General features: G+C 63.7%; 18 protein-coding genes and 1 tRNA gene. 11 read left to right on the top strand and 8 right to left on the bottom strand.

Annotated elements, in window-relative coordinates; genetic code table 11:
- Positions 1-216 precede the first annotated feature (216 nt).
- From CS1GBM3_RS18400 to CS1GBM3_RS18385, 4 genes are all read left to right on the top strand, one after another.
- Positions 217-2,085, top strand: coding sequence for a M3 family oligoendopeptidase (locus CS1GBM3_RS18400; protein WP_072397094.1), 1,869 nt, complete (start codon positions 217-219; stop codon positions 2,083-2,085).
- Positions 2,086-2,171: 86 nt separating this feature from the next.
- On the top strand, positions 2,172-2,393 hold the full coding sequence (locus tag CS1GBM3_RS18395; RefSeq protein ID WP_072397093.1) for an AbrB/MazE/SpoVT family DNA-binding domain-containing protein: 222 nt from the start codon (positions 2,172-2,174) through the stop codon (positions 2,391-2,393).
- Complete coding sequence (locus CS1GBM3_RS18390) at positions 2,390-2,794, top strand: type II toxin-antitoxin system death-on-curing family toxin (protein WP_072397092.1); 405 nt, start codon at positions 2,390-2,392, stop codon at positions 2,792-2,794. Before CS1GBM3_RS18395 ends, CS1GBM3_RS18390 begins: the two co-directional genes overlap by 4 nt.
- 138 nt (positions 2,795-2,932) lie before the next feature.
- The gene (locus tag CS1GBM3_RS18385; RefSeq protein WP_072397091.1) at positions 2,933-4,840 is read left to right on the top strand and encodes a potassium transporter Kup; all 1,908 of its coding nucleotides are present in this window, start codon (positions 2,933-2,935) and stop codon (positions 4,838-4,840) included.
- Between the two features lie 28 nt (positions 4,841-4,868).
- Here CS1GBM3_RS18385 and CS1GBM3_RS18380 read toward each other — a convergent pair whose 3' ends face one another.
- Positions 4,869-5,507: a TetR/AcrR family transcriptional regulator gene (locus CS1GBM3_RS18380; RefSeq protein WP_072397090.1), complete on the bottom strand. Its 639-nt coding sequence runs from the start codon at positions 5,505-5,507 to the stop codon at positions 4,869-4,871.
- A 225-nt stretch (positions 5,508-5,732) separates the two neighbouring features.
- On the opposite strand from CS1GBM3_RS18380, the gene CS1GBM3_RS18375 reads away from it, so the two are divergent.
- Positions 5,733-6,680 carry a homocysteine S-methyltransferase family protein gene (locus tag CS1GBM3_RS18375; RefSeq protein WP_072397089.1) on the top strand — a complete coding sequence of 316 codons (948 nt, stop codon included), beginning with the start codon at positions 5,733-5,735 and terminating at the stop codon, positions 6,678-6,680.
- 72 nt (positions 6,681-6,752) lie between these two features.
- Here CS1GBM3_RS18375 and CS1GBM3_RS18370 read toward each other — a convergent pair whose 3' ends face one another.
- The 4 genes from CS1GBM3_RS18370 to CS1GBM3_RS18355 form a co-directional block, all read right to left on the bottom strand.
- Positions 6,753-7,439 carry a tetratricopeptide repeat protein gene (locus CS1GBM3_RS18370; RefSeq protein WP_083567752.1) on the bottom strand — a complete coding sequence of 229 codons (687 nt, stop codon included), beginning with the start codon at positions 7,437-7,439 and terminating at the stop codon, positions 6,753-6,755.
- A gap of 143 nt (positions 7,440-7,582) precedes the next feature.
- Positions 7,583-7,708 (bottom strand): type B 50S ribosomal protein L36, encoded by a 126-nt coding sequence (gene ykgO, locus CS1GBM3_RS18365; RefSeq protein WP_055038661.1) that lies wholly within the window; start codon positions 7,706-7,708, stop codon positions 7,583-7,585.
- A gap of 34 nt (positions 7,709-7,742) precedes the next feature.
- A tRNA-Val gene (locus CS1GBM3_RS18360) sits at positions 7,743-7,817 on the bottom strand.
- A gap of 139 nt (positions 7,818-7,956) precedes the next feature.
- Positions 7,957-8,316 carry a cell cycle two-component system response regulator CpdR gene (locus tag CS1GBM3_RS18355; protein ID WP_072397088.1) on the bottom strand — a complete coding sequence of 120 codons (360 nt, stop codon included), beginning with the start codon at positions 8,314-8,316 and terminating at the stop codon, positions 7,957-7,959.
- Between the two features lie 348 nt (positions 8,317-8,664).
- On the opposite strand from CS1GBM3_RS18355, the gene CS1GBM3_RS18350 reads away from it, so the two are divergent.
- Positions 8,665-9,561 carry an N-formylglutamate amidohydrolase gene (locus CS1GBM3_RS18350; protein ID WP_072397086.1) on the top strand — a complete coding sequence of 299 codons (897 nt, stop codon included), beginning with the start codon at positions 8,665-8,667 and terminating at the stop codon, positions 9,559-9,561.
- Between the two features lie 827 nt (positions 9,562-10,388).
- Positions 10,389-11,195 (top strand): histidinol-phosphatase, encoded by an 807-nt coding sequence (gene hisN, locus CS1GBM3_RS18345; RefSeq protein WP_083567750.1) that lies wholly within the window; start codon positions 10,389-10,391, stop codon positions 11,193-11,195.
- A gap of 23 nt (positions 11,196-11,218) precedes the next feature.
- On the opposite strand, the gene CS1GBM3_RS18340 is transcribed toward hisN, so the two are convergent.
- Positions 11,219-12,178, bottom strand: coding sequence for an alpha/beta fold hydrolase (locus CS1GBM3_RS18340; protein ID WP_072397084.1), 960 nt, complete (start codon positions 12,176-12,178; stop codon positions 11,219-11,221).
- Between the two features lie 106 nt (positions 12,179-12,284).
- Positions 12,285-12,839 (bottom strand): hypothetical protein, encoded by a 555-nt coding sequence (locus CS1GBM3_RS18335; protein ID WP_072397082.1) that lies wholly within the window; start codon positions 12,837-12,839, stop codon positions 12,285-12,287.
- Between the two features lie 307 nt (positions 12,840-13,146).
- On the opposite strand from CS1GBM3_RS18335, the gene CS1GBM3_RS18330 reads away from it, so the two are divergent.
- The 4 genes from CS1GBM3_RS18330 to CS1GBM3_RS18315 all read left to right on the top strand — a co-directional run bounded on the left by CS1GBM3_RS18330 (position 13,147) and on the right by CS1GBM3_RS18315 (position 20,982).
- Entirely contained in the window at positions 13,147-13,608 is a 462-nt protein-coding gene (locus tag CS1GBM3_RS18330) for an Hsp20 family protein (protein ID WP_072397080.1), read from the top strand.
- A 483-nt stretch (positions 13,609-14,091) separates the two neighbouring features.
- Positions 14,092-18,792: a glutamate synthase large subunit gene (gene gltB / locus CS1GBM3_RS18325; RefSeq protein WP_083567748.1), complete on the top strand. Its 4,701-nt coding sequence runs from the start codon at positions 14,092-14,094 to the stop codon at positions 18,790-18,792.
- 129 nt (positions 18,793-18,921) lie between these two features.
- Complete coding sequence (locus CS1GBM3_RS18320) at positions 18,922-20,361, top strand: glutamate synthase subunit beta (protein WP_072397076.1); 1,440 nt, start codon at positions 18,922-18,924, stop codon at positions 20,359-20,361.
- Positions 20,362-20,598: 237 nt separating this feature from the next.
- On the top strand, positions 20,599-20,982 hold the full coding sequence (locus CS1GBM3_RS18315) for an HPF/RaiA family ribosome-associated protein (RefSeq protein ID WP_072397074.1): 384 nt from the start codon (positions 20,599-20,601) through the stop codon (positions 20,980-20,982).
- A 100-nt stretch (positions 20,983-21,082) separates the two neighbouring features.
- Here the strand turns inward: CS1GBM3_RS18315 and CS1GBM3_RS18310 are convergent, their stop codons facing one another.
- Positions 21,083-22,486, bottom strand: a complete 1,404-nt coding sequence (locus tag CS1GBM3_RS18310; protein WP_072397073.1) for an SGNH/GDSL hydrolase family protein — start codon at positions 22,484-22,486, stop codon at positions 21,083-21,085.
- Between the last annotated feature and the right edge of the window lie 19 nt (positions 22,487-22,505).

Genomic DNA, 22,505 nt, shown 5'->3' with positions numbered 1-22,505 from the left:
AAACAAGCTCTTGCGAATAAGCCCACCTTGAACCTTTTTCGATCAGCGCATCGGGCGAGGAGTTAAATCCGGTAACCTCTGGCTTTTTCCGGCCCTCTCGCGCCTGGGGGGCGCCGGCTGGACCCGCTGGCTCGGCGCGGCGGCCTCTTGGTGCTTGAACTCGCAGCCGGGAGCCCGCAAATTAACGGTTCATTTCCCCAATCACTGGAGCTCAAGATGACGCCGATCTCGCGCGCGCCCCTCGTTTCGGACCTCGCCATTGCGAAAGCCCCGAGCGGACAGGGAACAGAAGCGCGGGATTTGGGCCCGGTTCCGGAGTGGGATCTTTCGGACCTCTACAAGGGCCTCGACGATCCTGCCGTCGCCACGGATCTCGACCGCGCGGCCGCGGAGGCAAAGCGCATCAAGGAGACCTACCAGGGCAAGCTTGCCGGGCTCACGACGGACGGCGCTGAACTCGCGGGAGCGATCGCGGCCTATGAGCAACTGTCGGATCTGATGGGCAAGCTCGGCTCCTACGCGGGCCTTCTCTATGCGGCGAACCAGGCCGATCCGGCGCGCGCCAAGTTCTACGGCGACATCTCCGAGAAGCTGACCGCCATCTCGACCGACCTCATTTTCTTTGAGCTGGAGCTGAACCAGATCGACGAGGCGGCGCTCGAAGCGGCCGTGGGCGTGCCGGCGCTGGCTCGTTACAAGCCGTGGCTCGAGGACCTGCGCAAGGAGAAGCCCTATCAGCTCGATGAGAAGATCGAGCAGCTCTTCACGGAGAAAGGTCAAACTGGACGCGGCGCCTTCAACCGTTTGTTCAGCGAGACGATGACGGGTTTGCGTTTCGAGGTGACCGGCGAGCCCGCGCCGCTGGCGCTCGAAGCAACGCTGAACCTGCTGTCGGATCCCGCGGAGCCGCGCCGACACGCGGCGGCCGATGCGCTGTCCAAGGTGTTCAAGGACAACATCCGCCTCTTCACGCTGATCACCAATACGCTGGCCAAGGACAAGGAAATCTCCGACCGCTGGCGCGGCTTCAAGGATGTCGCGGACAGCCGCCACCTCGCCAACCGTGTGGAGGCGCCGGTGGTCGACGCGCTCGTCGCCAGCGTGCGCGAAGCCTATCCGAAGCTGTCGCACCGCTATTACGCCATGAAGGCGCGCTGGCTCGGCATGGAGACGCTCTCTCACTGGGACCGCAACGCGCCGCTGCCCGACAAGCCGGAGCAGATCTTCACCTGGGCCGAGGCCGAGAGCATCGTGCTCGACGCCTACGGCGCGTTCGCGCCCGACATGGCCAGCGTTGCCAAGGAGTTTTTCGACAAGCGCTGGATCGATGCGCCTTTACGCGAGGGCAAGACGCAGGGCGCCTTCTCTGCCGCCACCGTACCTTCGGTACACCCCTATGTGCTGATGAACTATCAGGGCAAGCCGCGCGACGTGATGACTCTCGCGCACGAGCTTGGCCACGGCGTGCACCAGATGCTGGCACGCGATCAGGGACCGCTGCTGGCGCCGACGCCGCTTACGCTCGCCGAGACGGCGTCCGTGTTCGGCGAGATGCTGACCTTCCGCGCGCTGCTCGCGAACACCAAGAGCCCGCGCGAGAAGAAGGCGATGATCGCCGGCAAGGTCGAGGACATGCTGAACACGGTCGTACGTCAGATCGCGTTCTACCAGTTCGAGCGCAGGGTGCACGAGGCGCGCCGCAAGGGCGAGCTGACCAGTGACCAGATCAACGGCTTCTGGCTCGAGGTACAGGGCGAGAGCCTGGGCCCGGCAATCGCGCTCAAGCCCGGTTACGAGGTGTACTGGGCGTATATCCCGCACTTCATCAACTCGCCGTTCTACGTCTACGCGTACGCGTTCGGCGATTGCCTCGTGAACTCGCTCTACGGGCTCTACCAGGAGGCTCACCCGGGCTTCGTGACGAAGTACTTCGACCTCCTCAAAGCTGGCGGCTCGAAGCACCACTCCGAGTTGCTGCGCCCATTCGGGCTCGACGCTACCGACCCGGCGTTCTGGAGCAAGGGGCTCAAGGTCATCGAGGGCATGATCGACGAGTTGGAGGCCATGGACCGCGCCGTGGCTTAGCCGCGGGCTTAGCGTCGTTATACGCGCTGTATAACGTCTGCCGTCTGCGTTATACGTTTTGTATAACGCAGACGGAGCGAACAGCCATGAAGCTCGAAATCAAGAAAATCGGCAATTCGACGGGGCTGATCCTGCCGAAGGAGCTGCTGGCGCGCCTTGGCCTGTCCCAGGGCGATGAAGTGCTGGTCACTGAAACGCCCGACGGGATCAAGATCTCCCGTTATGTTCCGGACCTTGAGCACGGGTTGGAAATCGCCCGCAAGGCAATGAAGACCTACCGGGCGGCGCTCACCGAGCTTGCCAAGTGAGCGAGCCTGTTTGGCTCTTTCCCGAGCTAGTTATCGCCTTCCACGACGAGCAACTGCGCGAGTTCGGCGGGCCTCCCGGCGTCCGCGATGCCGGTATGTTGGAATCGGCGCTCGACCGTCCCAGAAACAAATGGACGTACGGGGAGACGGATCTCGCCGCGCTCGCGGCTGCCTATGCGTTCAGTGTCGCTAAGAACCATCCGTTCGTCGACGGCAACAAGCGCGCGACCCTTCTGTCGGCCATCACTTTCCTTGGGCTCAACGGCATCGACTTCGTAGCGGATAACGCCGAGGCGGTCGTGATCATACAGGGTCTCGCGGCAGGCGAGATCGACGAGAATGGGCTCGCGCGCTGGATGCGCGACAACTGGCCGGGCGGCGCCTCAGAGGCCAAGCGCTAGGTTGCACAGATGTCGCGGTGTCAAGCCGAAACCTCGGCTTGGGCGTTGAATTTGTCCGGTTACGAGCACGCCCGAACGGGGGTATAAGCCGCGGAACTTCGCTGCTCTGCGGCAAAGCAGTTACAAGAGGCCAGATCGGTGGCAAGCGCTAAGACTGGGGAAGCGGGCAGCGAAACTGAAGAGGGCTCGCTCGACAAACGGTTCTGGTTTCTCCTTGTTGGCTCAATCGGTGTCGTCTTCGGCGACATCGGCACGAGCCCGCTCTATGCCTTCCGTGAGGCGGTGCGCGCCGCGAGCGGCGGCAGCCCGGCTAATACCGAAGCCGTATTTGGCGTGCTGTCGCTCATCTTCTGGGCGCTCATCCTGATCGTAACGCTGAAGTACGTGATCGTGCTCTTGCGCGCGGACAACAAGGGTGAAGGTGGCACGTTCGCGCTGATGGCGCTTGGCCAGTCCGTCGCCAAGCGAAGCTCGCCGCTGTTGCTCGGGCTCGGCATCGCCGGCGCCTCGTTTTTCTATGGCGACGCGGTCATCACACCGGCGATCTCGGTGCTCTCTGCGGTTGAAGGACTGTCGCTCGCCTCGCCGATGCTTGAGCCCTGGATCGTGCCGATCGCACTTATCATCATCATCACGCTGTTTTCCGTGCAGTCCCACGGCACGGAACGCGTCGCGCAGTTCTTCGGCCCCATAACCGTCATCTGGTTTATCGCGATGGCGGTCGGCGGCCTTCTGCATATCTTCGACAATCCGGCCGTCTTCGCCGCACTCAATCCGTGGTACGGCATCAAGTTCATGGCGACGCACGGCCTTCTTGGACTCACTGTGCTCGGCCTTGTTTTCCTCGCCGTGACCGGTGCGGAAGCGCTCTACACTGACCTCGGCCATTTCGGCCGCAAGCCCATTCAGGCCGGTTGGCTCGGGTTTGTGTTTCCGGCCTTGATGCTCAACTACCTCGGCCAGGGGGCTCTCGTGCTCAACGATGCCGCCGCCCTCGAAAACCCCTTCTACCTGCTCTATCCCGAGTGGGCTCTGGTACCGATGGTGGTCCTTGCGACAGCCGCCACCGTGGTGGCAAGCCAAGCCGTCATTACCGGCGCCTTCTCATTGGCGCGACAGGCCGTCCAGCTCGGCCTTCTACCGCGCTTCGCCATCCGGCATACGTCCGAGGCCATGGCGGGGCAGATCTATCTGCCACGCGTCAACTGGCTTCTGATGATCGCCACGGTGTTCGCCGTCATCACGTTCAAGAGCTCGTCGAACCTTGCTGGCGCTTATGGTGTCTCCGTCACAGCCGCCCTCATCATCGACAGCCTGATGGCCTTCTTCGTGATCTGGAAATACTGGCGCTGGCCACTCTGGAAGGTCGCGGCGTTGCTGGCACCCCTGCTCTTTATCGAGCAGACGTTCTTCACGGCCAACATCATGAAGCTGTTCGAAGGCGCATGGTTCCCGCTCCTCATCGCAGCCGTGCTCAGCACTGTGATGCTCACGTGGGTCAAGGGTACCGGAATCCTGACCAAGCTCACGCGACGCAACGAGGCGGATCTCGACTGGCTGGTGCGCAAGCTCGAATCGAAGCCACCGACGCGTGTGCCGGGGACTGCCATCTTCCTTTCGGCTGACGTCAACTACGCGCCGACGGCGCTCATGCATAATCTCAAGCACAACCGTGTTCTGCATGAGCGAAACCTCATCCTCTCGATCCGCACCCAGGAGACACCGCGCGTACCGCGCCACGAGCGGGTCGAGATCGATCGATCGAACGAGACCTTCGTCCGCATCATCGCGTCCTATGGATTCATGGAGACGCCGAGCATTCCGAAAATCCTCGACAGCTGCCGGCGCAAGGATCTCAACATCGACATCGGCTCGACGTCGTTCTTCCTGTCGCGCCGCTCGTTGCGGCCGACGACGCGCTCCGAGATGCCGCGCTGGCAGGAGCGGCTCTTCATCTGGCTGGCACGGACCGCGGAGGATGCCACAACCTACTTCAAGATCCCGACGGACCGCGTGGTCGAGGTCGGCACGCAGGTCGCGGTCTGAACCATCGCTGCCGCGCGCCGCGACACTCTCACGGACCGGGGCCTGCGCCGAGAAACACCGCGCGAACGAACTCCCGGTACAGCATCACCTGGCGCGGTAGCGCGTCCTTATCCTTCAACACCTTCACAAGGATGATGCCGCCGTCGGCAACGGCGGACAGCATGTCCGCGAGATCGTCGAGGTCGACGGTGATGCGGGGCGGATAGCGGGCAGCAATGCGGTCCAGCCGTTCGCGGAACCGCCGACGCCAGTTTAGCACGGCCTCGGCGTTCAGTGTGCGGACGTGCTGGTCGAACATACGATCTTGATAACAGTATGCCGCGACCAGGCAGCCGGGGTGGCCATTGGGGAGATCGCCCATCATCTCGGCCAGCATGCGCAGCGCGACGAGGAAGCCGTGCAGTGGATCCTCGTTCAGCTCGTCAGCGCGCGCGAACAGCTCGTCGAAAATCGCCTCCTCGTGGGCGATGTAGCGCTCAAGCAGGACGCGCGCGAGTTCGGTCTTGTCCTTGAAGTGATAGAAGAAGCCGCTTTTGGTGATGCCCGCCGCGGCGATCAGCTCTTCGATCGAGGTGGCCCCAAAGCCCTTTTCCAGCACCGCGGCCTCCGCGAGCTGAAGCAGTCGCTCACGCGTATCCCCTCCCTTCTTCGGTGCTTCGGTCAGCATGGCCAAGTGTACCGCTGGTCGAGTTGACACGACAGCGCAAGCGCGATGGATGGGGCCCGGTCCACGGCAGATATAGGCTAAGGCACTGTCTTGGAAGATAAAAATAAATTCCACGTCACTGTACCGCGGGTCGGCTATCGGCAATTGCACCGCCCACGTATCAAATCCGCCATCGGCGGTACGCTGAATAGACCGCATCCTTTTAGCTTTTTTGGAGCTAGCGTCATGACGAAATACCGGCACCAGCTGCCCCAGCTCAGCGGCGGCATCTTTCTCAGCGACGGGGGGCTCGAGACAACGCTGATCTATCACGAAGGTATCGAACTGCCCCATTTCGCCGCGTTCGATCTGCTACGGACCCAGGAGGGACGGGAGACGCTACGACGGTACTACGTGCCGTACATCGAAACGGCGCGCCGCAATGGCTTCGGCTTCGTGCTCGACTCGCCGACTTGGCGTGCAAATCCGGACTGGGGCCGCAAGCTCGGATACTCAGCCGCGGCGCTCGCCGCCGGCAATCGCGAGGCCATCTCCCTGATGGCCGAGCTCAGGGCGGCCCATGAAACGCGCGACTTTCCCATGGTCGTCAGCGGTGCCATCGGACCGCGCGGCGACGGCTATATCGCCGGACAGGTCATGGACGCTGCCGACGCCGAGGCCTACCATCGCGAGCAGATCCGTGTGTTCGCCGAAAGCGGCGCGGACATGGTCTCGGCTTATACGCTTACCAACGTCAACGAAGCCGTGGGTATCGCGCGGGCGGCTCGATCTCTCAGCATACCCGTGGCGATCTCGTTTACGCTTGAGACAGACGGGATGCTGCCGACTGGAGAAACCCTCGCTCATGCGATCGAGGCTGTCGATGCGGCAACCAACGGCGGACCGACGTACTACATGATCAATTGCGCGCACCCGACACACTTCGAGAACTCGCTGGCGCAGGGTGGATCGTGGATCTCGCGTCTCAAGGGTCTGCGCGCGAACGCGTCCCGGCGCAGTCATGCCGAACTCGACGCGGCAACCGAACTCGACGCTGGCAATCCTGACGAGCTTGGCAGGCAGTACCGCGCGCTGCGCCAACGCTTCCCGCACCTCAGCGTTCTCGGAGGCTGCTGCGGAACCGATCACCGCCACGTGGCTTGTATCGGCGCGTCCTGCAAAAAAGCAGCCTAGACGCCTCCCCCCGCTGCCAGGCGGAAGCTTGCTTCCGCCTGGCAGGGTTGGTCGTACCCAAGTGACGGACGCTTAAATCCCCTGGCCGTCGATCTCAACGTTGAGATCGTCGCGCGCCTTGCGGGCATCCGGCAAATGCGGGTGCACCTTGAGTACCGCCTCGTAGGCTTCGAGCGCGGCTTTCTTCTCACCGAGCTGCTGGAGAAGGTTGCCGAGACCTTCGAGCGCCTTGAAATGGCGCGGGTCGAGCGCAAGCACGCGACGCAGGTCACCGAGCGCGCGCTTGTAGTCGTTGTCCATGTAGTAAAGATACGCGCGACGGCTCCAGGCTTCGGTGAAGTCGGGTTGCAGCTCGACCGCTGCGTTGAGGAGCTTCATTGCCAGAGCGCGGTTCTCGGCTTCCGCCGCCGCCACGGCGCGGGCGACGAGAAGATCCGCCGTTGCGCTGCCGGAGTGCTGCCAGAGTTGCTCGATGGCGTTCGCGATCTGATTGGCCGTCGTTTCGTCGGGCGCGGTCGCGAGGCGTGTATAAAGCTCGTCGAGAAGCTTTGCGTGCTGCTCAGGCGACTGGACAACCGGCGGCTGCTCGGGGGGAGCCTTCTCCGCCGGGCGGCCTTCGGGACGTGGCACGGCTTTCGGTGCCGGAGGCGCGGCCTCAGGTGGCGTCTGGCTGCGAACATCGGCGGGCAACAGCAGCACCGTGGTCAGCGCTATCAGCGTAAGGGCGCCAGCACGGCGCGAGAGCGGGTATCTTGTCATGGCAGAAAAGATAGGGGGCGCGGCCGGCGCCGTCAAAGGCGCGTGATCGGCGCATTCAGACAAGTAAATCCGCCCGAACGCCAAGAACGGCGCCGGGCGGATATCCCCCTGCGATTACGAGCGCGCGCAAGGCGCAGCGCCGATCAGCCCTGGCGCGCCTTGAAGCGACGCTGGGTCTTGTTGATCACGTACACGCGGCCCTTGCGGCGGACGAGGCGATTGTCGCGATGGCGACCGCGCAGGGACTTCAGCGAATTTCTTACTTTCATCGTTCTAGACCAAATTAAGGGCAAGGCCACCGGATGGTGGGCACTAGAGGGATCGAACCTCTGACCCCTACCATGTCAAGGTAGTGCTCTACCGCTGAGCTAAGTGCCCGTCCGAGCCAAAAATGTCATTCGGGAGCGCCCCGTATACTGGCAATGTCTCGCCTAGGCAAGCGGGGAAACCAGAACGCCGCCAAGCGCCGCAGGATAGTCTCTCAGGGCCCGCCGAACGGGGTTCCGGCGCGCGTGCCTCAGGCCGCCAGCAGCCGCTGAACCTCCCGCACCAGATCCTTGAGATGGAAGGGCTTTGAAAGCACACGCGCATCCTTCGGCGCGGTCGTCTCGTTGTTCAGGATGACTGCGGCGAAGCCGGTGATGAACATAATCTTGAGCTCAGGATCGATCTCGGCGGCGCGCCGCGCCAGCTCGATGCCGTCCATGCGCGGCATCACGATATCGGTAAGAAGCAGCGTGAACGGCTCCTGTTGCAGACGCTCATAGGCTTCCTCGCCGTTGGCGAAGGCCGTCACCTCGTAGCCAGCCTTGTCCAACGCGCGCTCGAGAAACCCCCGCATCGAGTCGTCGTCCTCGGCCAGCAGAATTCGGCACATGGGAACACGGGAAGGCTTCGCGGTCATGGGATTTTTTACTCGAAATGTCGACTTAACGGTGTAAGCTCACTGGGTGCTAAAAATCTGACGCGAGTTTGGTAAACGGAGCGTGAAATCCCCAACCCCCAAACGCCGACGCCCTCTTATGCACAGCAAGAGGCGGGCCAGACCAAGCGAAAGCCGATCTTAGAGCATTTTCCACGTCGGGCGAGGGAAAATGCGCCCCGGTTGCGTGGACAGCGGCTGTCTAGGTTGGCACACTGCGTTTCATGGCGGCACGCCTTTACTTTTGCCGCTCCGCCTCGGCAACAGCGTCAACGGTGAAGCCTTCGTGTCGACCAGCCTTCAATGACAGCGCAGAAATTCAAGCTCAACGCCGAGCTCAAGCCGCCGTTCACCATTCTCGCGCCGCGCGTGCAGCAAGCGCCCTTCGTGTTGTGCTCACCGCATTCGGGCCGCGTCTATCCGCGCGCGTTTCTCGAGCAGTCGCGCCTCGATCCGATGACGTTGCGCAAGAGCGAGGACTGCTTCGTCGACGATCTGTTTCGCGGGGCCGCAGAGCTTGGCGTTCCGATGATCGCGGCGCGCTTCCCGCGCGCCTACCTTGACGTCAACCGCGAGCCTTACGAGCTTGACCCCGAGCTCTTCGCCGACCCGTTGCCCGATTATGCCAACAGCCAATCCGTGCGCGTGATCGGCGGGCTTGGTACCGTCGCGCGCATCGTTGCCGATGGCGAAGAGATCTATCGCGAGCGGCTCTGCGTCGAGGAAGCGCTGGCGCGTATCGAGCAGCTCTATTTTCCATTCCACGAGGCACTGCAGTCGCTGATCGCCGAGACCAAGGCGCGCTTCGGCTATGCCATCCTGATCGACTGCCATTCGATGCCGTCTGCGCAAATGGCGCAAAGCAGCGGACCGCGTCCCGACTTCGTGCTTGGCGACCGCTTCGGCGCGGCGTGCGACCCCGAGCTCACACGATTCCTCAGGGACACGCTCGCCGCCGAAGGCTACGACGTGCAGCTCAACAGGCCCTATGCCGGCGGCTACATCACCGAGCATTACGGCCGGCCTTACCGCGGCGTACAGGCGCTGCAGATCGAGATCAACCGCGCGCTCTATCTCGACGAGCAGCGCTTCACTCCGTCGCCCGGTTTCGAACGGCTCAAGACCGACATCACCCGCATCGTCAATATGATGCTTTCGACGGTGCCGGGACTGCTCGCGAAGCGTGACGCCGCGGAATAAAAGAACGCTTGCGATCGACAGGCAATTGACCAAAAAAAGAGCCGTCCAAAATGGACGGCCCAAGTCTAGGGAGGAAACGCCCAAGGAGGGCTCGTGATCCCGAGGGGATCACGCTATTTAATTTATGCTGCAGCGCCGCAAACTGCAAGCCCTCCCGCGTCACGAAATGTTGCAATGCGCCAAGCGCGCTCAAAGCGCCACAGCTACCTGGCCGGCAAAGAAATCCGTACCGCCATTTCAAGGGGACGAAATTCGGCTTTGTTTTCATGCGTTAAACGGTCGCAACCGCCCGCAAACAAAAAAAGGGCCGTCCAGGTGCGGACGGCCCAAGTCTAGGGAGGAAACGCCCAAGGAGGGCTGCAACAGGCCAAGGATACTTGGCGATGTCGCACTGCAAAATATCGGATGAGCATTTCCGAAAGGAAAGTGCAAAAACTGCAGAGCTGCCATAACCCCGCGGAAGAGCCGTACGCGGAAGGCAAGCGGAAAGATGGATTTCTCCCGACGGACGCACGGCGATGCCGTTTACGCCAAAAAGAGGCCGTTCGTGCGAGCGAACGGCCCAGGTCTAGGGAGGAAACGCCCGTATTGGGCTGCGGCGGCGAAGACGTGTCCCGCGAAACCGCAGATTTTTTATGCTCCTGTTCGCGGCAGGCGGCAACTCGTGCCACCTTTTTTAGCAGTGTTTAGAGTGAATATGGTGCTTACACGCAACATGCATATTTCGACACATTACTTCTACTCAACTCTAATGTAATTCGAATTACTCTTGCCCCGACTGCTCTTATCGCTTCATCCTGCCGCAACTTAAGTTCTGGACAACAATCGTGCCTTTCCCGTCCCGCTCCCGCTACAAAGAACTCCTCGTACTGGCACACGATCTGGCCGATCAGTCGGGAGCGGTGATCAGACCTCAATTCCGGCGCGCCCTCGCTGTCGCCAACAAGGCCGGCGCGGATGCGTTCGATCCCGTCACAAAGGCCGATCAGGCGGCCGAGCGCGCCATAGCCCGAATGATTCGCGGCCGCGCCCCGGACCACGGCGTCATCGGCGAGGAGTACGGCACAGAACGGAGCGATGCGGCCTTTCAATGGGTCGTGGACCCCATCGACGGCACGCGCTCGTTCATCACCGGCATGCCGCTCTGGGGCACGCTGATCGGTCTGCTGCACGAGGGTGCACCCGTGCTCGGGCTCATGGATCAGCCGTTCACGGGAGAGCGCTTCTGGTCGGGCGCGACGCAGGCCTACCGGCGCGAGGCGGACGGCAAGGCGCGGCGCATGAAGACGCGTGCCTGCCCACGCGTCAAAGACGCCATCGTCATGACGACCAGCCCGGACCTATTCACGACCAGCGCCGAGCTCGACAGCTTCCAGCGCGTGAGCCGCGAGACGCGCATGACGCGCTACGGCGGCGATTGCTACGCCTACTGCCTGCTCGCGTCCGGCTTCGTCGACCTCGTCATCGAGGCCGGTCTCAAGACCTACGATATCGTAGCGTTGATCCCGATCGTCGAGCGCGCCGGCGGGCGCGTCACCACCTGGGACGGGCGGCCCGCGACGAACGGCGGGCAAATCGTAGCCTCCGGCGATCCGGCGCTGCACGACAAAGTGCTTAAACTTCTCAACCGCTGAAAAGGCACCTCGCGGCAACGACGCTAGGCGGCGGCCTCGTCGAGACCCATGTAGGCATCGAATGCGGCCCAGAAGCGCAACCGGATCGTGTCGACCTCCTGCAGGATTTCGTGGCGGGCCGAGGGAAGCAGCACGTGCGTGCCGAGTTTGAGCCCGACGGAGAAGTCCTCAATGGCGCGCGACGAGACGATTTGATCCTTTCCGGCGACGAACACCATCATCGGGACGCGCACGGAGGCGGCGTATCCGTCCGCTCCGACGAGGGCCATCGAGCGATAAGCCGCGCGCAGCCAGCCGATGGTCGGCGAGCCGAGCCCAAGCGCAGGGTTCATGTCGAGCACGGCCTTGTTGCGATTCCAGCGCTCGCGGTCCGTGGTCAGCAGATTGCCATCGAACGGTCCCTGCTCGATGATGGTATCCGATCCGCCCCGGATGTAGCTCTTGGAGAAACCAAGCAGGCAGCCGACCTCGGCGTAAGCGCGCGCCAGGGCCTGCGGATAGCCGACGCGCTCATCGGCGAGGGCGATCATCGGCGAAACGAGGATCATGCGCTCGAACCACGAACCCGGCCGGGCCGCGTTCCGCAGCAGGATGTTAGCGCCCGTCGAATGGCCGAGCGCCATGAACGGCGGCGGACAATCCGGCAGGACAATCTCTTTCATGAAGAGGGTGAGATCGCGATCGTATTCGGCGAAGGACCCGACGTGGCCCTTGCGGGGGTTGCGTAGCGGCCGCGACGAGCCGCCCTGGCCGCGCCAGTCCATTGTGGCGACGGCGAAGCCGCGGCGGCGCAGATCGGCCACGACCTCGAAGTATTTCTCAACGAATTCACCGCGACCACCGAACAGGCAGACCGTGCCGCGGCGCGGACCGCGCGTTGCCTCCCAGCGCACGAAACGCAGCTGTGCGCCGTCCGGTGTCTTAAGCTCGCCTGCCACGGCGCCGCCCGGCACCGGGTTCTTGGCCAGCGCTACCAGCTTCATGATCCGATCCCGCTTTGCAAATCAGGTCGGAGAATAGCACGACATGATGAGAAGAGCGGCAATCGGCGGTGAAGCGCTGCTGCCGCCGATTGCCGATGAGCCCCGTCTATTTCACCCAGCGCCAGTCGCGATAGGCGACGCCGCGGTAGAAGGGGCGAGCTGCCAATACCTCGCCCGAGCAGCGATCGACGCGCAGATCGAACGGGTGGCCCGTTCCGGCGCGGCGTGCGCGCATGTGCACTATGTTGCCATCGCCACCCTCGGGACGCAGATCCCGCCAGCCGTCGCGGCGCAACTCGCGGCGGATCTCCCAGCGACCGAGGCAGGCTTCCTCATAGCGCTCCACGCGAACCGGCGGCCGCTCGGCGTAACGCGGCGGCGGGGGGGGCGCATTGGCCTCGGGCGGCGGCACGGGAACCGGGTAACCGTCCTTGACCGAGCCGGGAAGCGTCTCACCGCCATCGTCATAGGGCTCGTCGTAGCGTTCGGCGCGCCGTGGCTCGCCATTGTCCGGGTATCGATCGTCGTAGGCGGTGTCGTAGGACGGATTGACGTAGTCGTCGTCGTAGAGATCCTCGGCGGAGGCGGCGCGCGACAGAGGAAGCGCGGCGGCGAGGACAAGGGCTGCGGTCAGGCAGGCCGTGGAGATTGACGCTCTCATTGGCTCACTCCGGATAAGTCGGACATGCCCGTCCGGGGCACTCGTCGCGGCAGCTCGGGAAAGGCTTGAATTGTCTGCCACCGAATATGAACGCCAGATGAAGGCTTTTGGTTTTCGCCTTTGATACGCGGAACTTGGCGCCAGCCTTTTGACGGATCTCGCATAACGTCGCCGTACCTCTTGAACGTTGGTGGCCCGCTCCTAAATCAAAGCTGCGCACGCCCTCATGCGGGTGCGCTTACGTGAGTGATCCGGCCCATCACGGGCGGATCCCGATCAGTCGCTTCATCAGGGAGGACTTACCGTCATGCGACATTTCGATCTCTCTCCCCTCTACCGCTCGACCGTCGGCTTCGACCGTCTGGCTCAGCTTCTCGACAGCGCGACCGGTGGCGACTTCGACGCTCCCTACCCGCCCTACAATATCGAGCGCCTCGGCGAGAACGACTACCGCATCACCATGGCGGTGGCGGGCTTTACCGCGGACGAGATCAAGGTGGACGTGAAGGAGAGCGCGCTTTCCATCCGCGGAGAGAAGAAGCCCGAGTCCAGCGAGAGCGAGCAGCGGCGCTATCTGCATCGCGGCATCGCGGCGCGCTCCTTCGAACGGCGCTTCCAGCTCGCCGACCACGTGGAGGTGAAGGGCGCCGACCTTAAGGACGGACTGCTCAACATCGACCTTGTACGGAATCTGCCCGAGCGCATGCGTCCGCGTTCGATTCCGATCGGTGTCCGCGCCGAGCCCAGGACACTCGAGGCGCAGTCCTAATCGCAGCAGCCGAGCCTTCTCCCCCTCTGGCTCGCTCGAGGCGGCGGCAGCTCCCTGCCGCCGCCTTTTTTTGATGCTTCCGCGCAACTCTGCTTCTAAGCTTCGAAACACGCTTGTGTTGCAGGGCAAAATCTGCAACATTCACCTCGAAAGGTCAGCATTGCTGTCCTTTATGATCGGTCTTCAGCCGCGCTACGGTCGCGGCAGACGTTTTCTGGCACGCAGGGCGACGCGGATGGCGCACGCTCGCGCGTGCTTTCGGAGTTGAATTGCGGTGGTTGGAAAGCTGTCACGCCTCGTGAGCGGTTGCCCCCCGGATTACGGAGTGACCTGAACGGCCGGACTTTGTTCATTTTCCGGCCCGACGCAGGCGTCCATTACATCCAAGACCAAGACACAGGTTGCATCCGTAAGGCTTGAGCGGATGCCACTCCAACCCGGCAGCGATGCTGGTTTGCCTTTGACGATCCGAGGACACTGTCCATGACCAATGCCATGCCCTCTTCCGGCATCTATGAGCGCCCCGAAGCGCAGGGTCTTTTCGATCCGAGCCAGGAGCGTGACGCGTGCGGCGTTGGCTTCATCGCCAATCTCAAGGGCGAGAAATCGCACCGCGTGATCGCGGACGGGCTCAAGATGCTGTGCAATCTCGAGCACCGCGGCGCCGTCGGCGCAGATCCGCTGGCCGGCGACGGCGCGGGCATGCTGATCCAGATTCCGCACGCGTTCTTCTCGGAGGAGTGCGCCAAGCTCGGCTTCAAGCTGCCGGAGGCGCTGCACTATGCTGTCGGCGCGCTGTTCATGCCGCGCGACGAGCGGCTCGATGCGCACTGTCAGAGCGTGTGGGAGCGCATCCTGCGCGAGGAGAACCTCGAGCTTCTGGGCTGGCGCTCGGTGCCGGTCGACAATTCCTGCCTCTCGGACCTGGTGCGGGCCACCGAACCTGTGCACCGGCAGATCTTCATCAAGCGGCCCGAGGGCATGAGCGAGAAGGATTTCGAACGCCGACTCTATCTCGTGCGCAAGATCGTCTCGAACGCGCTTCACAACTCCTATCGCGGCCGCGACATCGGGCATTATCCGGTGAGCCTCTCCATCCGCACCGTCGTCTACAAGGGGATGTTCCTCTCCTATCAAGTCGGCGCGTACTACAAGGACCTCGCGGATCCGCGCGTCGTCTCGGCGATGGCGCTGGTGCATCAGCGCTTCTCGACGAACACCTTCCCGTCGTGGAAGCTCGCGCACCCCTACCGCATGGTCGCCCACAACGGCGAGATCAACACGCTGCGCGGCAACGTGAACTGGATGGCGGCTCGTCAGGCTTCCGTATCCTCGCCGCTGTTCGGCGACGACATCGCCAAGCTGTGGCCGATCTCGTACGAGGGCCAGTCCGACACGGCCTGCTTCGACAACGCGCTCGAGTTCCTGGTCATGGGCGGCTATAGCCTGGCGCACGCCGCCATGATGCTGATCCCCGAGGCGTGGGCCGGCAATCCGCAGATGGATGCCAAGCGGCGCGCCTTCTACGAGTATCACGCCTGCCTCATGGAGCCGTGGGACGGCCCGGCGGCCATGGCGTTCACCGACGGACGCCAGATCGGCGCCACGCTCGACCGCAACGGCTTGAGGCCGGCGCGCTACATCGTGACCAAGGACGGCATGGTCATCATGAGCTCGGAAGCGGGCGTGATCACCGTGCCCGAGGCCGACATCGTCAAGAAGTGGCGCCTCCAGCCCGGCAAGATGCTGCTGATCGACCTCGAGAAGGGCTGCATCATCTCGGATGACGAGCTCAAGGCGGAGCTTTCCGCCCTGCATCCGTACGAGAGCTGGGTGAAGCGCACGCAGATCATGGTCTCGGACCTGCCGCTCTCGACCAAGAAGACCGAGACGCGTCGCAGCAACGTGTCGCTGCTCGATCTGCAGCAGACGTTCGGCTACACGCAGGAGAGCCTCAAGCTTCTGATGTCGCCGATGGGTGCCAGGGGCGAGGAAGCTATCGGCTCCATGGGCAACGACTCGCCGATCTCGGCGCTGTCGTCGAAGCCCAAGCTCCTGCACACCTACTTCAAGCAGAACTTCGCGCAGGTCACCAACCCGCCGATCGACTCCATCCGCGAAGAGTTGGTGATGAGCCTCGTCTCGTTCATCGGACCGCGGCCGAACATCCTCGATCTCGAAGGCACGTCGAAGGTCAAGCGGCTCGAGGTCCACCAGCCGATCCTCACCAACGAGGATCTCGAGCGCATCCGCCAGATCGGCGAGGTCAAGGACAACCACTTCTCCTCGATCACGATCGACATCACCTATCCCGTGGACCAGGGCCCGTCGGGCATGGCGCCGGCCGTTGACGTCATCTGCGCCGAAGCGGAGGAGGCCGTGCGCTCGCACGGCTACAACATCATCATCCTCTCCGATCGGCTGGCCGGTCCGGACCGGATTCCGATCCCGTCGCTGCTCGCGACCAGCGCCGTGCACCATCACCTGATCCGGCAGGGTCTCAGAACGTCAGTGGGCCTGGTCGTGGAGACGGGCGAGGCGCACGAGGTGCATCAGTTCTGCACGCTGGCCGGCTACGGCGCCGAGGCGATCAACCCCTATATCGCCTTCGACACGCTGGCCAAGATGGCGCCGGAACTCGGCCAGGACCTCACGCCGGAGGACGTCAAGAAAAAGTACATCAAGGCCATCGGCAAGGCGCTGCTCAAGGTCATGGCCAAGATGGGCATTTCGACCTACCAGTCGTACTGCGGAGCGCAGATCTTCGACGCCGTGGGGCTCAGGACGCCGTTCGTGCGCAAGTACTTCACGGGCACGCACACCTCGGTCGAGGGCGTCGGGCTGCGCGAGATCGCGCGCGAGACGTGCGAGCGTCATACGAGCGCCTTCGGCAATGCGCCGGTGCTCGCCAATGCGCTCGATGTCGGCGGCGAGTACGCCTATCGCGTGCGCGGTGAAGCGCATGTCTGGCGCCCAAGCGTGGTCGCGGACCTGCAGCATGCCGTGCGCTCAACCGAGCCCGGAGACGCCATGGCGGGCCGCATCCCGCAAAAATATCGCGACTTCTCCAAAGCGATCGATGCGCAGTCCGAGCAACTGCTCACCATGCGTGGCCTGTTTCGCGTCCGTTCCGCCGAAAGCATGGGGCGGAAACCGATACCGGTCGAGGAAGTGGAACCCGCCTCCGAGATCGTGAAGCGCTTCGCCACCGGCGCCATGAGCTTCGGCTCGATCTCGCGTGAGGCCCACACGACGCTGGCCATCGCCATGAACCGCATCGGCGGCAAGTCGAACACGGGCGAGGGCGGCGAGGAGACCGACCGCTTCAAGCCGCTGCCAAACGGCGACTCCATGCGCTCGGCAATCAAGCAGATCGCCTCCGGCCGCTTCGGAGTCACCACCGAGTATCTCGTCAACTCGGACATGATGCAGATCAAGATGGCGCAGGGCGCGAAACCCGGCGAGGGCGGCCAGCTGCCCGGCCACAAGGTGGACGCGACCATCGCCAAGGTGCGCCACTCGACACCGGGCGTAGGCCTCATCTCGCCGCCGCCGCACCATGACATCTATTCGATCGAGGACCTGGCGCAGCTCATCTTCGATCTCAAGAACACGAACCCCGACGGACAGGTGTCGGTAAAGCTCGTCTCCGAGGTCGGTGTCGGCACGGTTGCCGCCGGCGTCGCAAAGGCTCGCGCCGATCACGTGACCATCTCGGGGTTCGAGGGCGGCACCGGCGCCTCGCCGCTGACCTCGCTCAAGCACGCGGGCAGCCCGTGGGAGATCGGCCTCGCCGAGACGCATCAGACGCTGGTCATCAACCGGCTGCGCGGCCGCATCGCCGTGCAGGTGGACGGCGGTCTGCGCACGGGCCGCGACGTGATCGTCGGCGCGCTGCTCGGCGCGGACGAGTTCGGCTTCTCGACGGCGCCCTTGATCGCCGCCGGCTGCATCATGATGCGCAAGTGCCATCTCAACACCTGCCCGGTCGGCGTGGCGACGCAGGACCCCGTGCTGCGCGCGCGTTTCACGGGCCAGCCTGAGCATGTGGTCAACTACTTCTTCTTTGTCGCCGAGGAGGTGCGCGAGCTGATGGCGGCAATGGGCTACCATCGCTTCGACCAGATGATCGGCCAGACCGATTGGCTCAACAAGGACCGCGCCATCGACCACTGGAAGGCGCGCGGCCTCGACTTCTCGAAGGTGTTCCACAAGCCGCACGCGCCGAAGGACGTCGCGATCTACCATTGCGAGACGCAGGACCATGGTCTCGAGAAGGTGCTCGACAACCAGTTGATCAAGGCTGCGCTGCCGGCGCTCGACTCCAAGAAGCCGGTCAATGCCGAGTTCGGAATCAAGAACACGGACCGCACGGCCGGCACCATGCTCTCCGGTCAAATCGCCAAGCGCTATGGCCACTCCGGCCTGCCCGAGGACACGATCTGGCTGACCTTCAAAGGCACGGCCGGGCAGAGCTTCGGCGCCTGGGCCGCGCGCGGCCTCACGCTCGATCTCGTCGGCGAGGGCAACGACTATGTCGGCAAGGGGCTGTCCGGCGGCAAGATCATCGTGCGGCCCGACCCGACGTCGAGCATCGTGCCTGAGGAAAGCATCATCGTCGGTAACACGGTGCTTTATGGCGCCATCACCGGCGAGTGCTATTTCCGCGGCGTTGCCGGCGAGCGCTTCGCCGTGCGCAACTCCGGTGCCTATGCGGTGGTCGAGGGCACGGGTGACCACGGCTGCGAGTACATGACCGGTGGCTGCGTCGTCGTGCTCGGTCCCACGGGGCGGAACTTCGCCGCCGGTATGTCGGGTGGCGTGGCCTACGTGCTCGACGAGAGCGGCGAGCTCGAGAGCCGTCTCAACAAGGAGATGGTGGAGATCGAAGTTCTGGCGCAGGACGCGGCGCTGGTCGAGAAGCTCGCCAAGGGCAACGGCGAAGCGACGCGGCAGCTCGCGGAGCTGATGCTCGACATGCGCGAGCAGGATCTCGAGCGTCTGCATACGCTGATCGTCCGGCACGCGCACTATACCAACTCGGTCAAGGCGCAGACAATCCTCGCCGACTGGGCGGCCTATGTGCCGAAGTTCAAGAAGGTCATGCCGTTCGAGTACCGTCGCGCGCTCACCGAGCTCGCAAAGGCGCGCGCGGCAGCTGCGACCGAGCGGGTACAGGCCTAATCTTCTCTCCCGCAGGTCGCGGGGGAGAAATCGGGGTGAAGGACAGCAACGGATCCGACGCGAAGCGCGTGTCCTGATCCGCTTCCCACTCAGAGTGGGGAGAGGGAACGATCGAGAGAAGAAGCGACGATGGGAAAGCCGACCGGATTTCTTGAGTTTGAGCGCGCTGACCGCAAGTACGAGCCGGTCGAGACGCGCATCAAGCACTGGCACGAGTTCGTGGTGCCGCTGGCCGAGCCGGAGGTGAAGACGCAGGCCGCGCGCTGCATGGACTGCGGCATTCCCTATTGTCACAACGGGTGCCCGGTAAACAACCAGATCCCCGATTGGAACGATCTCGTCTATCGCGGCGACTGGAAGACGGCGGCCGACAACCTGCACTCGACCAACAACTTCCCCGAGGTGACGGGGCGCATCTGCCCGGCGCCGTGCGAAGCCTCCTGCACGCTCAACATCGACGACGTGCCGGTGACCATCAAAACCATCGAGTGCTCAATCGCGGACCGCGCGTTCGAGAACGGCTGGGTCACGCCGCAGCCGGCAGAGGTCAAGACGGGCAAGTCTGTCGCGATCATCGGATCCGGGCCGGCAGGGCTCGCCGCCGCGCAGCAACTCGCGCGCGCGGGCCATGACGTGTACGTCTACGAGAAGAATGCGCGGCCGGGTGGTCTGCTCACCTATGGCATCCCCGACTTCAAGATGGAGAAGGAAATCATCGCGCGCCGGCAGAAGCAGATGGAGGCCGAAGGTGTCGTCTTCCACCTCAACGTCAATGTCGGCAGCGACGTTTCAGCGCCCGACCTTGAAGAGCAATACGACGCCGTGCTCCTCGCCATGGGCTCGGAGTCCCCGTTCGATTTCTTCGCGGCCTCGCCGGGTCGCAACCTCGACGGCATCCACTATGCGATGGATTTCCTGACGCAGCAGAACCGGCGCGTCGCGGGCGAGCCGCAGCTTCCCGGCACCAAGGAGATCTCGGCCAAGGGCAAACACGTCATCGTCATCGGCGGTGGCGACACGGGCTCCGACTGCATCGGTACGTCGATCCGTCAGGGCGCGAAGTCGGTGACGCAGCTCGAGATCATGCCGAAGCCGCCGGTCAAGGAGAACAAGGCGCTGTCGTGGCCGAACTGGCCGCTGAAGCTGCGCATCTCCACGTCTCAGGCCGAGGGCGCTGTCACCGAATTCTCTGTGTCGACGACGGGCTTCTCGGGCGAGGGCGGCAAGGTCAAGAAGCTCAACTACGTGCACGTCGATCAGAAGCTGCAGCCGGTGCCCGGCTCGGACGCGACGCTGGACGCTGATCTCGTTCTGTTTGCCATGGGCTTCTCCGGACCGAAGGACGGTGGCGTGCTCACGGGTCTCGACCTCGAGCCGGTGGCGCGCGGGCGTTTCAAAGGCCTCGACGCCAACGAGAAGGACTACCGCCTGCCAGGCGGTGGCAAGCTGTTCGCCGCTGGTGACGTGCGGCGTGGGCAGTCGCTCGTGGTGTGGGCGATCCGCGAAGGGCGTCAGGCGGCCGCGTCCATCGACAAGTTCCTGATGGGTAAGACCACGCTGCCGCGATAACTTTCGCGCTCGATAAGATTTACAACTCGATACCAGCCAGCGGCCAAACAGCCGCTGGCTTTTTCATGTCCGCATTCGCCTATTTGATGCCTCTTCCCTGCCTAACGCTATGTTAGGATCGTATCCCTTTGACTTCGATCAGGGCCTTAGCGGGGCCCGTCAGTACTCTTGATCTGAAGCGCGACGGTGCCCAGCTTCTTAAAGGGGCACTCAGCGACCAACCAGCAGGGAGCACACATGAACACTCCGCTCGAAATCTCGTTCAAGGGCCTCGACAAGAGCCCGGTTATCGAAGCCAAGATTGCGGAGCGAGCTGCCAAGCTCGAGAAGCACTTCGAGCGCATGACCCACTGCCGCGTGGTGGTGGCTGCGCCGCACAAGCACTCCCACAAAGGCAAGACCTACGAGATCAAGATTGATATCGGCATCCCGGGCGCCGCGCCGCTGATCGTGACGCATGAATCGGCAGTTGGGCAGGCGCAGGAGGATCTCAAGATCGCGTTGCGCGACGCGTTCGACGCGGCCGACCGGCGGCTCGACGACTTGGTCGAAAAAATGAATGGCGCTGCGCGCGCCGAGCGTGGCCGGCGCCGTCCGAGCCGGATCGGCGACGTCGCCTGAGACTCACAGGACGGAAAAGGCATTGCCGTTTCTCGTTCGGAAGCGACTGAAGATCGCTTCCGAACAACCTGAAGCATGCGTGAGCGAAGCTCGGTCCGGCTTACTCGCGGGATCTGCGGCGCGGTGCGGGGGCCTGCTTGCTCGCGGTCGCGTCCTGCTCCTGCATCGCCCCAGTCTCTAGCGGATCGGCGTCGAGATAGGCCGCCTCGGGCGGCGGCGCCGGACGCGGCCACGAAGCATCATCGGCGCGGCCCGGCTTGGGCGGCAGGCGCTCGCCCTTGAACAACACCCGGAAGTACGGCGACTGCGATGGCGACAGGCGGCGGCGCCCGCCAGCCTGCCCGGCTGCCGTCGCGAGCGAGACAGTGCTCATAACCGTCAGCCCGCCCGGGATCTGATCGAGGACCGCCTCTCCCAGCTGCGACGGCCGATCTGGGCTTTCCCGGCGGGTCACAAGCGCGACGACGGACGCGGGAATCGCGGGCCGCACGATATCGAGGGGGACCACCTCCTGGCGTCCGTTCTCGCTCACGATGCGCAGATTTATTCTGCTGTTGTCGGCCTTCTGGTCCCCAGGCCCGCTTGCTTCCGCCTTGCGGATACGCGCTGTACTTGCCTCCGGGGTGCGCTGCGAGTCGGCGGAACCGGCAGTTGGGTCCGTCAGCTTGACGCGATCCGGATTGATCTTGGCCTGCTCGCTGTCGTCGCCGTCGAGCGGGATAGAACGATCCGCCCGCGCCTGCGTGAGATCGCGTCGCAGCTCGCGGTCGACGAAGTAGGCGAGCTTGCGGTTGCCCTCCCACGTGAAATATACGCCGTCGCCCGCGCGCAGGAGGCGGATCTTGCCAGTGACGTCGGGGCCATAGCGGCTCCAGCCGCCGTTCTCGTCGGCGAACGCGGCGTAGGTGTCGACGTACTTGGCGCCATTCAGATAGACACGCTCGCGCAGGATGTTGTTCATCATCTGCACGTCCTCGTTGGCGTCGTAGCGGCGCACGCCAGGCAAGCCGATCCAATAGGTGGCGGCGTTGCGGCGCCTCAGCATCTTGAGCAAACGGTCGCTACGCGCCGCGTACTCGCGGCGCCAGCCTTCCGTGCCGACCATCAGCCGCTTTCCGTTTGCGGAGTCGCGCACCGAGACGCGGTCCCAGGCGCCCATCATCAGGATGGCGATCTGGGCGGGATTGGACTTCAGGTCCTCCTCGATCTCGACGAGCTTCTGGTCATAGTCACGCCGCATGAGCCCGCCGATCGACAGCGGCATCGGGCGAATGATCACGCGTGCGTCTTTCTGGAAGATCTCGCGCGCGCCTGCGAGCAATCCCTCGGCCAGGTCGTCACCGATAATGACGACGTTGTAGGTGTCGTTCGGTGGGAATGGCGTGATGAAGCTGGTGCCGCCGGGATCGTCCTGCGCCGCAGCCTGCCCCGTCGCGACCGCGAGGGCCGCGAACAGTGCGACGAGCGAAAGCGTGAGGCGCGCCAGCATGCCAATCCGGCTCATCTATCCGGCTTGCGGAGGT

The sequence above is a fragment of the Hyphomicrobium sp. CS1GBMeth3 genome, assembly GCF_900117455.1.
Taxonomy (GTDB): domain Bacteria; phylum Pseudomonadota; class Alphaproteobacteria; order Rhizobiales; family Hyphomicrobiaceae; genus Hyphomicrobium_C.
The sequence above is the reverse complement of the archived record's forward strand: the minus strand, read 5'-3'. Positions and strand labels throughout refer to the sequence as shown.

Bases quoted from the DNA above. Each gene is read 5' to 3' on its own strand.
- CS1GBM3_RS18400 (WP_072397094.1), top strand. From the start codon at position 217: ATGACGCCGATCTCGCGCGCGCCCCTCGTTTCGGACCTCGCCATTGCG.
- CS1GBM3_RS18395 (WP_072397093.1), top strand. From the start codon at position 2,172: ATGAAGCTCGAAATCAAGAAAATCGGCAATTCGACGGGGCTGATCCTG.
- CS1GBM3_RS18380 (WP_072397090.1), bottom strand. From the start codon at position 5,507: ATGCTGACCGAAGCACCGAAGAAGGGAGGGGATACGCGTGAGCGACTG.
- CS1GBM3_RS18375 (WP_072397089.1), top strand. From the start codon at position 5,733: ATGACGAAATACCGGCACCAGCTGCCCCAGCTCAGCGGCGGCATCTTT.
- CS1GBM3_RS18370 (WP_083567752.1), bottom strand. From the start codon at position 7,439: ATGACAAGATACCCGCTCTCGCGCCGTGCTGGCGCCCTTACGCTGATA.
- ykgO (WP_055038661.1), bottom strand. From the start codon at position 7,708: ATGAAAGTAAGAAATTCGCTGAAGTCCCTGCGCGGTCGCCATCGCGAC.
- CS1GBM3_RS18355 (WP_072397088.1), bottom strand. From the start codon at position 8,316: ATGTGCCGAATTCTGCTGGCCGAGGACGACGACTCGATGCGGGGGTTT.
- CS1GBM3_RS18350 (WP_072397086.1), top strand. From the start codon at position 8,665: ATGACAGCGCAGAAATTCAAGCTCAACGCCGAGCTCAAGCCGCCGTTC.
- CS1GBM3_RS18340 (WP_072397084.1), bottom strand. From the start codon at position 12,178: ATGAAGCTGGTAGCGCTGGCCAAGAACCCGGTGCCGGGCGGCGCCGTG.
- CS1GBM3_RS18335 (WP_072397082.1), bottom strand. From the start codon at position 12,839: ATGAGAGCGTCAATCTCCACGGCCTGCCTGACCGCAGCCCTTGTCCTC.
- CS1GBM3_RS18330 (WP_072397080.1), top strand. From the start codon at position 13,147: ATGCGACATTTCGATCTCTCTCCCCTCTACCGCTCGACCGTCGGCTTC.
- gltB (WP_083567748.1), top strand. From the start codon at position 14,092: ATGACCAATGCCATGCCCTCTTCCGGCATCTATGAGCGCCCCGAAGCG.
- CS1GBM3_RS18320 (WP_072397076.1), top strand. From the start codon at position 18,922: ATGGGAAAGCCGACCGGATTTCTTGAGTTTGAGCGCGCTGACCGCAAG.
- CS1GBM3_RS18315 (WP_072397074.1), top strand. From the start codon at position 20,599: ATGAACACTCCGCTCGAAATCTCGTTCAAGGGCCTCGACAAGAGCCCG.
- CS1GBM3_RS18310 (WP_072397073.1), bottom strand. From the start codon at position 22,486: ATGAGCCGGATTGGCATGCTGGCGCGCCTCACGCTTTCGCTCGTCGCA.